Raw genomic sequence first — 9,202 nt, 5'->3', positions numbered from 1 at the left:
TTTGGCACATGTTTTGGTGTGCGGGGGGGGCGATGTGTTGGGCGCCCGAATCTCCAATCACCCCCCCAAAAAAAACCCCCAGAATTTAGAAGGGGGCGGCGGGTGGCAGTGCGGGGGGGCCCTGTCCCGGGGGTGACGCGCCGGGTACCGGGGGGGGTCTCTTCCACGGGTAACCCGGGGCCCGGTTTTCCGCGGCGCTTCACCCGGGCAACGGCACCTTCCAAATAAAAAGGGCGGCCGAAAGGGCCGCCCTTGGTCTGAATTCGCGGTGGCCGATCAGTTCGCGGCCTTGCTGCCCGGCTTGTTGTCGACCGCAGCCTTGTCGCCGTTCGCGGGCGGCGGCGCCGAACTGGCCGTGGACTTGATGCCGTGCAGGAGGTCGTCGGCCAGCTTGAGCGCCTTGTCGTCCTTGGCGTCCGGCGGCACGTAGGACTGCGAGCCGGTCTTCTCGTCGCCGTCGGATTTCAGATGGCCGCGCAGCGAGGCCTCACCCTTGGTGTCAGTCCGGGCCTTCAGTTCATCCGGCACGTCCTGCAGCACCTCGATATCGGGCACGATGCCCTTGGCCTGGATCGACTTGCCGGATGGCGTGTAGTAGCGCGCGGTGGTCAGCCGCAGCGCGCCATTGCCGCTGCCGAGCGGGATGATGGTCTGGACCGAACCCTTGCCGAACGAGCGGGTGCCGACCAGCGTCGCCCGCTTGTGGTCCTGCAACGCGCCGGCGACGATTTCGGAGGCCGAGGCCGAGCCGCCGTTGATCAGCACGATGACCGGCTTGCCCTTGGTCAGGTCGCCCGCATGGGCGGCGCGGCGCTGGGTCTCCTCGGCATTGCGGCCGCGGGTCGAAACGATCTCGCCGCGCTCCAGGAAGGCGTCGGACACCGTCACGGCTTCCTCCAGCAGGCCGCCCGGGTTGTTGCGGAGGTCGATGACGTAGCCCTTCAGCTTGTCGCCGATCTGGCTCGAGAGATTCGCGATCTCCTTCTTGAGGCCCTCGGTGGTCTGCTCATTGAAGGTGGTGATGCGGATATAGGCGATGTCGTCGGCCTCGACGCGGGCACGCACCGAGCGGACACGGATGTTGTCGCGCACCAGCGTGACCTCGATCGGACTGTCCTGGCCCTTGCGAACGATCTTCAGCCGGATCTTGGTGTTCACCGGCCCGCGCATCTTCTCGACGGCCTGGTTGAGGGTCAGGCCCTGCACCGCCTCGTCGTCGAGCGTGGTGATGATGTCGTTGGCCATGATGCCGGCCTTCGATGCCGGGGTATCGTCGATCGGGGAGACGACCTTGATCAGCCCGTCTTCCATCGTGACTTCGATGCCGAGCCCGCCGAACTCGCCGCGGGTCTGCACCTGCATGTCGCGGAAGCTCTTGGCGTCCATGTAGCTCGAGTGCGGATCAAGCCCGGCCAGCATGCCGCTGATCGCGGATTCCACGAGCTTGCTGTCATCGGGCTTCTCGACATAGTCGCTGCGCACGCGCTCGAACACGTCGCCGAACAGATTGAGCTGGCGGTAGGTGTCCGAGGTCGCGGCGCGCGCGCTTGATCCCATCAGCACGGCGCGCGGTTGGGTAACGAACAGCGTCAACGCTGCACCGCATGCGGCGCTGAGGAGAATTACAGAAGTCTTGCGCATCATCCGCGAACCTTTTCGCCTTCATTTGCGGCCCACCATGGGCCTGGATCAATTGGAGTGCCGTCCTTACGGAACTCCACATAGAGCACGGGTTGGCTCGCGTTTGTTGCGAAAATGGAAGCAACCTGGGATGTGGACCCCATGGTCGCGACCGGCTCCCCCGTAAGTACAAACTGGCCGATGTTTACCGAAATACGCTCCATCCCGGCGATCAAAACATGATACCCGCCCCCGGCGTTGAGGATCAAGAGTTGACCGTAGCTTCGAAAGGGTCCGGCATAGACGACCCAGCCGTCACACGGGGTTGTGACCTGGGCGCCGGGCAGCGCCGCCAAAGAAATGCCTTTTTGCACGCCGCCAGCACCGTCAGAGCCGCCAAAATCTCGAATCCTGGTACCGTTAACGGGATAGGCGAACAGGCCCTTGGCCGAGGCAAAGGCGACCGCCGGGCTCAGCCGCGCCGAATCCTTCAAAGCGCCCAGATTGGGCTTTCCGTTCGGGGCGGCGGGCGTGCCCTGGAGGTTGGCGGCGGCGGCCGCTTTTGCGGCGCTCTTCAGATCCTGTTCCATCTTGGCGATCAGGCCCTGCAGGTCGTCGACCTGCTTGGACAGGGCGATGGCCCGCGCGCCTTCCGCTGCCATGTCCTTTTCGATCGCGCTCTGCTGGCGTTGCCGCTCCTCGACCAGCGCCGCGAGCCGGACCTGGTCTTCCCTGAGCTTGTCGCGGTCGCGCGCCATCGCATCGCGTTCGCTGGCGATGGTCTTGCGCAATGCAACCAGCTCGCCGAGGTCGGCGGTCAGCTTCTCCGCGCGCCCCCGCAATTCAGGTACGACCGCACCGAGCAGCATCGCGGTTCGCAGCGACTGCAATGCGTCTTCTGGCCGCACCAGGAGCGCCGGCGGCGTGCGCCGGCCGGCACGTTGCAGCGCCGCCAGCACCTCGATGATCTCGGCGCGGCGTGAATCGAGCGAGGTGCGGATCTCCTGCTCGCGGCTGTCGAGCGGGCGCAGCCTCGCCTCCGCATCGACGATCCGACCTTCGACCCCGCGCACCTGGCCCGCAATGTCGATGATCTGCTGGTTGAGCTTGCTGCGGTCCTGGCCGATCGCGGCAATGTCGGCCTTCAATTTCTCCTGCAGCTCGGTGGCTTTTCGTTGCTGTTCGCGGGTGGCCTCAAGCTCCTGCTCCCGCTGCTTGATGATATCGGGCGACGGCGCGGTTGCCGCGGTCTGTTGCTGTTGCGGCGGAGTTTGCGCGATTGCGACTGTGGCAAGGCTTGCCGTCAACAATACGACCGGAAGGGGAAGCCAGGATGCCGGATACCGGCAGCGGCGCGCGGCGTCGGGATAACGGTGAGGGTCGCGCAGCGACGGCATCGGATTGTTCAGCGCTTTCTGTTGTCGGTTCACGCGCGATGATAGGGGTGGCCGGCCAAAATGGTCGCCGCCCGATAAATCTGTTCCAGAAGCATGACCCGGACCATCTGGTGCGGCCAGGTCGCCGCGCCGAATGCGACGCGCAGCTTGGCCTTGCGCTGCAAATCAGGCGAAAGTCCGTCGGCGCCGCCGATGACGAAAATAGTGTTGGCGACCGATTGGTCCCGCCAGCGCCGGAGATACCCTGCAAATGCCGCGCTGTCGACGTTCTCGCCGCGCTGATCCAGCGCCACGAGCACATGCTTTTCCGGGATCAACGCCGAGATCGCCGCCGCTTCCTCGGCCATCCTGGTTGCGGCGTCGCGCGCGCGGCTTTCCGAAATTTCATGAACGTCCAGGCCGCGGAAGCCGAGCTTGCGGCCGATATCGTCGAAGCGCTCGCGATAGCGCTCCGCCAGTTCCCGCTCCGGGCCCTGCTTCAATCGGCCGACTGCGATGACGAATAACCGCATTAACGCATGTTAGCATGCGCCTCGGCCGATTTGCATCGGCTCAGAGATCTAGACCGCCGCGACCGGGCTTTGCGTCCACAACCGCTCGAGATTGTAGAACTCGCGCACCTCGGGCCTGAACACGTGCACGATCACATCGCCGGAATCGATCAGCACCCAGTCGCAGTTGGGCAAGCCTTCGACGTGGATTTTGCCGATGCCGTTTTCCTTCAGGGCTTTCGTGACGTTCTCCGCGATCGCACCGACGTGCCGGTTGGCCCGGCCCGAGGTGATGACCATGTAGTCGGAGTATGCTGATTTGCCGCGAAGGTCGATGGTGACCGTTTCTTCCGCCTTCATATCGTCGAGGCGGGAGAGGATCATATTCAGGGTCTTGTCGGCGTCGCCTTGCGCCTTCAAGGCCGCAGTTTGGGTCGATGTTTTACGCGCAGGTTTTGCTGCCTTGTTAGCTACCTTGGGTAAAACAGACTTGGACAATACAGGTGTGGCCAGGGACCATTCCTTTCACTGTATCGCGAACGCCGAATCTCGGTGCCCGCCGCCTATACTACGCATGTGGGGTTAAGGGTTTCAATATTCCAGTAAGCCCCACACCACTTGCCGCATGATCCACGCGATCATGCGCTAGACCGTCCTCCAGCTGCCATCAGGGTTCCGAAGGCCGGTCGAAGACAGATTGGATTTCATGCCGGTGAGAAACACCCAGGCCGGCGCCTGCTGATCCGCCAGCCGGGGCGCCTGATTCTCGGGCAGACGATAGCGGGCAAGCGCCTGTGCGGCGGGCGCGGCGAGCGCGCGGAAACTTTGTGGCGGACGGTCGATCACGGCGATCGGCACATCGGAGGCGATGCGCCGCCAGTCTTTCCAACGGTGGAACTGCGCGAGGTTATCGGCGCCCATGATCCAGACAAAATGCACGCCGGAAACGCGGCGCCGCAAATGGATGATCGTGTCAACAGTGTAGCGCGTACCGATGACAGCTTCGAGACAGCTCACATCGATCCGGGGATCGTCGGCCACTTTCAGTGCGGCTGCGGAGCGCTCGGCGAGCGCATGCAGGCCGTCGTGATTCTTGAGCGGGTTGCCCGGCGTGAGCAGCCACCAGACGCGGTCGAGCTGCAGCCGCTTGAGCGCGAACTGGCTGATGGCGCGATGCGCGGCATGCGGCGGGTTGAAGGAGCCGCCGAGCAGGCCGATGCGCATTCCGTTGGTGTAGAACGGAAGCGCCTGCGCGACCGATGGCGACGCGATCTGGGCTGGCTTCAACGGGATCACAAGTTTGGCTTCACGGCCGCGTCTGTCCGGTGCCGTGGATGCGATACTTGAAGCTTGTCAGTTGTTCGGCGCCGACCGGCCCACGGGCGTGGAATTTGCCGGTGGCTATCCCGATCTCCGCGCCGAAGCCGAATTCGCCGCCGTCGGCGAATTGCGTCGAGGCGTTGTGCAGCACGATCGCGGAGTCGACCTCGTTGAGGAATTTCTCGGCAACAGCCTTATCCTCCGTCACGACGGCGTCGGTGTGCCGCGAGCCGTGCTGGTGGATATGCGCGATCGCCTCATCGACACCGTCGACGATGCGAGCCGCGATGATCGCATCCTCATATTCGGTGTCCCAGTCTTCCTCGGTTGCCGGCTTCACGCGAGCATCGACGCGCTGCACCGTCTCGTCGCCGCGCACCTCGCAGCCGGCATCGATCAGCATCTCGACCAGCGGTTTCAAGCTGGCGGAGGCGCGATCGACCAGCAGCGTCTCGGCCGCGCCGCAGACGCCGGGACGCCGCATCTTGGCGTTCAGCACGATCGACTTCGCCATCTCGAGATTGGCGGAGCGGTCGACATAGACGTGGTTGACGCCCTCGAGATGGGCGAACACCGGCACGCGCGCTTCCGCTTCCACGCGCGCGACCAAACTCTTGCCGCCGCGCGGCACGATCACGTCGACGCCGCCGTTCAACCCCGTGAGCAATAGCCCGACCGCGGCGCGGTCGCGGGTCGGCACCAGCGTGATCGCAGCTTCCGGCAGGCCGGCCTCGCGCAGGCCCTGCACCAGGCAGTCATGAATCGCGCGGCAGGAGCGGAAACTGTCGGAGCCGCCGCGCAGGATCACGGCGTTGCCGGACTTCAGGCACAGCACGCCGGCGTCCGCCGCGACATTGGGGCGGCTCTCGAAGATCACGGCGATGACGCCGAGCGGCACGCGGACGCGTTCGATGGTCATGCCGTTCGGCCGCTGCCAGCTCTCGGTGACGGCGCCCACCGGATCGGGAATGTTGCGCACGGTGGCGACGCCGTCGGCCATCGCATCGACGCGCGCATGCGTCAGCGTCAAGCGGTCGACGAACGCCGAGGTCGCCCCGCTCGCGCGCGCCTCGGCGACATCCTCGGTATTGGCGGCAAGGATGGCCGGCGCGTTCTCGCGGATGGCACGCTCGATGGCAGCAAGCGCCCGGTTCTTCTGCTCGGGCGGCGCAAGCGCCAGCACGCGCGCGGCGGCACGCGCTTGTGTCGCGAGTTCATTCACCAGGGTCGGCAGATCGGCGTTACCGTCGATCGCCTTCAGCGGCGCAGTCATGGGGTGTCCCAGCGTTCTGTTAAGGCCATGGTCTAGCACGGAAATCGGGGTCTTGGCGAGGCGAGGAACCGGCATGGCTGGCGGGCGACGCCTGCCATCGGCCAATGGCCGAGCTTGGCAGCAGGTGCCTTGCCCCTCGTCGTTGATATCATTAAATATCATTTATTGATATCTGCAGGTACGACCATGGCCACCAGTTACAGCATCGGCAAGCATTTCGAGGACATGATCCAAGGCCTGATCGAGAGCGGCCGCTATTCGACGGCGAGTGAGGTCTTGCGCGATGGCCTGCGCCTGATCGAAGAGCGCGAAGAGCGCCGCAAGGCCAAGCTCGAAGCGCTGCGCGCCGAGATCCAGAAAGGTTTTGATAGCGGTCCGGCGGAGGAAGTCGATATCCACGAAATGATGGAATCTGTGAAAGCGCGGGGACGGCAATTATTGGCCGCGCGGAAACGTGGCGAATAGATTTCGTAAGCTTCCCCAAGCCGATCGCGACCTCGATTCGATTTGGACTTTCATCGCGGGCGATTCGGTCAGCGCCGCCAACAGGCAGATTGATCGTATCGGTGAAATCTTCGAAATGCTCGTACAGAACCCGCTGTCGGGCCGTGCGCGTCCGGAATTGCGGCGAAATCTGCGCAGCTTTCCTGTCGGGAGCTATATTGTTTTTTACGTCCCGTTGCCCGACGGCATCGAGGTCGTTCGGGTGATGAGCGCTCGGAGAGATATCGACCCGGACGACATGCTTTGGCGATCAGGCCGGATCGACAATCCTCGGACCGCCCACCACCAGATCGTCCCGGTGGATCATCTCCGCCCGGCCGCTGATCCCGAGGATGGCCATCACGTCGGGGGAAGAGCGGCCCTTGATCTTCTCGGCGTCGTCGGCGTCGTAGGCGACGAGGCCGCGGCCGATCTCATGGGTATCGGGGCCGCGGACGATCACCGCATCGCCGCGGGCGAACTGGCCGTCGATCCGGATCACGCCGGCCGGCAGCAGGCTCTTTCCTGCCCGCAGCGCGGCCACCGCGCCGGCGTCGATGGTCAGCGTGCCCTTCGGTTCCAGCGAGCCCGCGATCCAGCGCTTGCGCGCGGTGATCGGGTTGGCCGGCGTCAGGAACCAGGTGCAGCGGCCGCCGTCCGTGATCGCCTGCAAGGGATGCTCGATCTTGCCAGAGGCGATCAGCATATGGGTGCCGCCGGTGGTCGCGATCTTCGCGGCCTCGATCTTGGTGCGCATGCCGCCGCGCGACAGCTCGGATCCGGCTTCACCCGCCATCGCCTCGATCTCCGCGCTGATGCTTTCGACCACCGGGATCAGTTTTGCGTTGGGGTTATTGGCCGGCGGCGCGTCATAGAGGCCGTCGATATCAGACAGCAGGACCAGGAGATCCGCGCTCGCCATGGTGGCGACGCGGGCGGCGAGGCGGTCGTTGTCGCCATAGCGGATCTCGTTGGTGGCGACCGTATCGTTCTCGTTGATCACCGGCACCGCGCGCCATTCCAGGAGCTTTGCGATGGTCGATCGCGCGTTCAGATAGCGGCGGCGCTCCTCGGTATCCTGCAGCGTGACCAGGATCTGCCCGGCGCGAATCCCGTGATCGCCAAGCACTTCGGACCAGATCCGTGCCAGCGCGATCTGGCCTACGGCGGCCGCACCTTGGCTCTCATCGAGCTTGAGCGGCCCGCGCGGAAGCCTCAACCGGCTGCGCCCGAGCGCGATCGAGCCGGACGAGACGATCAACACCTCCCGGCCTTCCCCGTGCAGCTTGGCGATATCGGCAGCCAGCGCCGACAGCCATGACGCCTTGACCTCGCCAGCCTCGGAATCGATCAGGAGCGATGAGCCGACCTTGACGACGATGCGGCGAAAACGGTTGAGCGCGGGGCGTTTCATGGTTTGATCAGAGACGGAGCGGCGTTTGCGAAGCAATACGCGCCACCCCCTTACTTTGGAAGCGGCGCACGGGAAAGAGCGTTAAGGGAACATCAACCCTGCGGGCCGAACAGGCCTTGGAATCAGCCCTGCGGCGTCGGTTGCGCCCAGGGTTCGGCATCAGTGCTGCTTTTGGCCTTGGCCGATACCGGCGCCTCGCCGATCACCTCGACCAGCGCCTTCAACGCTTCCGGGATGCCCTCGCCGGTGGCGGCGGAGACAAGCAGCGGCGTCTTCTTTGCCGCCCGTTTCAGCCGGTCCCTCTGCTTCTTCAATTCATCCGGCGTGACCGCGTCGATCTTGTTCAGCGCGACGATCTCGATCTTCTCGGCAAGATGGCCCTCATAGGCCTCGAGTTCGGTGCGGACCGTCTTGTAGGCCTTACCCGCATGCTCGCAGGTGGCGTCGATCAGGTGCAACAGCACGCGGCAGCGCTCGACATGGCCCAAAAAACGGTCGCCGAGGCCGGCGCCCTCATGTGCGCCCTCGATCAGCCCGGGGATGTCGGCGAGCACGAATTCGCGGCCCTGCGCGCTCACGACGCCAAGCTGCGGGTGCAGCGTCGTAAAGGGATAGTCCGCGATCTTCGGCTTGGCAGCGCTGACCACCGAGAGGAAGGTCGACTTGCCGGCGTTCGGCAGTCCGACCAGGCCGGCATCCGCGATCAGTTTCAGGCGGAGCCAGATCCAGCGCTCCTCGCCCGGCAGGCCGGGATTGGCGTTGCGCGGGGCGCGGTTGGTGGACGATTTGAAATGCGCGTTGCCGAAACCGCCATTGCCGCCCTCGGCCAGCACGAATTTCTCGCCGAGTTTGGTGAAATCGTGGATCAGCGTCTCGCGATCCTCGTCGAAGACCTGGGTTCCCACCGGCACCTTCAGTACGATCGATTTGCCGGCGGCGCCATGGCGGTCCTTGCCCATGCCATTGGTGCCTTTTTGGGCCTTGAAATGCTGCTGGTAGCGGTAGTCGATCAGCGTGTTCAGCCCGTCGACCGCCTGGATGATGACGTCGCCGCCGCGGCCGCCATTGCCGCCTGAGGGCCCGCCAAACTCGATGAACTTCTCGCGCCGGAACGCAACGCAGCCGTTGCCGCCGTCGCCGGAGCGAATATAGACCTTTGCTTCATCGAGGAATTTCATGAGCCTACCATAGCGTTTTCGAGCGA

The 9,202-nt window shown here is 64.6% G+C and carries 9 protein-coding genes and 1 pseudogene; 2 read left to right on the top strand and 8 right to left on the bottom strand.

The annotated features are described in order from the left end of the window. Window positions 1–276: 276 nt before the first annotated feature. The 6 genes from ACZYOF_RS20120 to ACZYOF_RS20095 all read right to left on the bottom strand — a co-directional run bounded on the left by ACZYOF_RS20120 (window position 277) and on the right by ACZYOF_RS20095 (window position 6,101). A complete protein-coding gene (locus ACZYOF_RS20120) occupies window positions 277–1,644 on the bottom strand; it encodes a S41 family peptidase (RefSeq protein ID WP_282528797.1) in 1,368 nt (455 codons plus the stop codon). Beyond that, window positions 1,641–3,050 carry a murein hydrolase activator EnvC family protein gene (locus ACZYOF_RS20115; protein WP_394568268.1) on the bottom strand — a complete coding sequence of 470 codons (1,410 nt, stop codon included), beginning with the start codon at window positions 3,048–3,050 and terminating at the stop codon, window positions 1,641–1,643. The genes ACZYOF_RS20120 and ACZYOF_RS20115 overlap by 4 nt, the downstream gene beginning before the upstream one ends. After that, entirely contained in the window at window positions 3,047–3,529 is a 483-nt protein-coding gene (gene rlmH / locus ACZYOF_RS20110) for a 23S rRNA (pseudouridine(1915)-N(3))-methyltransferase RlmH (RefSeq protein ID WP_130579686.1), read from the bottom strand. Before rlmH ends, ACZYOF_RS20115 begins: the two co-directional genes overlap by 4 nt. A gap of 48 nt (window positions 3,530–3,577) precedes the next feature. Further along, window positions 3,578–3,928 carry a ribosome silencing factor gene (gene rsfS, locus ACZYOF_RS20105; RefSeq protein ID WP_130579691.1) on the bottom strand — a complete coding sequence of 117 codons (351 nt, stop codon included), beginning with the start codon at window positions 3,926–3,928 and terminating at the stop codon, window positions 3,578–3,580. A 225-nt stretch (window positions 3,929–4,153) separates the two neighbouring features. Next, window positions 4,154–4,780: a nicotinate-nucleotide adenylyltransferase gene (locus ACZYOF_RS20100; protein WP_207234489.1), complete on the bottom strand. Its 627-nt coding sequence runs from the start codon at window positions 4,778–4,780 to the stop codon at window positions 4,154–4,156. Window positions 4,781–4,814: 34 nt separating this feature from the next. Next, window positions 4,815–6,101, bottom strand: a complete 1,287-nt coding sequence (locus ACZYOF_RS20095) for a glutamate-5-semialdehyde dehydrogenase (protein ID WP_463716862.1) — start codon at window positions 6,099–6,101, stop codon at window positions 4,815–4,817. A gap of 186 nt (window positions 6,102–6,287) precedes the next feature. On the opposite strand from ACZYOF_RS20095, the gene ACZYOF_RS20090 reads away from it, so the two are divergent. Beyond that, entirely contained in the window at window positions 6,288–6,566 is a 279-nt protein-coding gene (locus ACZYOF_RS20090; RefSeq protein ID WP_130579692.1) for a type II toxin-antitoxin system ParD family antitoxin, read from the top strand. Then, window positions 6,556–6,816, top strand: a pseudogene (locus tag ACZYOF_RS20085) (type II toxin-antitoxin system RelE/ParE family toxin); the annotation flags it as partial. The gene ACZYOF_RS20090 and the pseudogene ACZYOF_RS20085, both read left to right, overlap by 11 nt. A gap of 39 nt (window positions 6,817–6,855) precedes the next feature. On the opposite strand, the gene proB reads toward ACZYOF_RS20085, so the two are convergent. Together proB and obgE are read right to left on the bottom strand one after the other, a co-directional pair. Next, complete coding sequence (gene proB, locus ACZYOF_RS20080) at window positions 6,856–7,998, bottom strand: glutamate 5-kinase (RefSeq protein ID WP_463716861.1); 1,143 nt, start codon at window positions 7,996–7,998, stop codon at window positions 6,856–6,858. A gap of 122 nt (window positions 7,999–8,120) precedes the next feature. Continuing rightward, window positions 8,121–9,176: a GTPase ObgE gene (obgE, locus tag ACZYOF_RS20075; protein ID WP_463716860.1), complete on the bottom strand. Its 1,056-nt coding sequence runs from the start codon at window positions 9,174–9,176 to the stop codon at window positions 8,121–8,123. Between the last annotated feature and the right edge of the window lie 26 nt (window positions 9,177–9,202).

The sequence above is a fragment of the Bradyrhizobium sp. LeoA1Lang genome (assembly GCF_055413685.1).
This window is presented reverse-complemented; position numbering and strand designations above follow the sequence as displayed.

What these genes read in the sequence shown, in the direction of transcription:
- ACZYOF_RS20120 (WP_282528797.1), bottom strand. Translation starts at nt 1,644, where the DNA reads ATGATGCGCAAGACTTCTGTAATTCTCCTCAGCGCCGCATGCGGTGCA.
- obgE (WP_463716860.1), bottom strand. Translation starts at nt 9,176, where the DNA reads ATGAAATTCCTCGATGAAGCAAAGGTCTATATTCGCTCCGGCGACGGC.
- rlmH (WP_130579686.1), bottom strand. Translation starts at nt 3,529, where the DNA reads ATGCGGTTATTCGTCATCGCAGTCGGCCGATTGAAGCAGGGCCCGGAG.
- proB (WP_463716861.1), bottom strand. Translation starts at nt 7,998, where the DNA reads ATGAAACGCCCCGCGCTCAACCGTTTTCGCCGCATCGTCGTCAAGGTC.
- ACZYOF_RS20095 (WP_463716862.1), bottom strand. Translation starts at nt 6,101, where the DNA reads ATGACTGCGCCGCTGAAGGCGATCGACGGTAACGCCGATCTGCCGACC.
- ACZYOF_RS20090 (WP_130579692.1), top strand. Translation starts at nt 6,288, where the DNA reads ATGGCCACCAGTTACAGCATCGGCAAGCATTTCGAGGACATGATCCAA.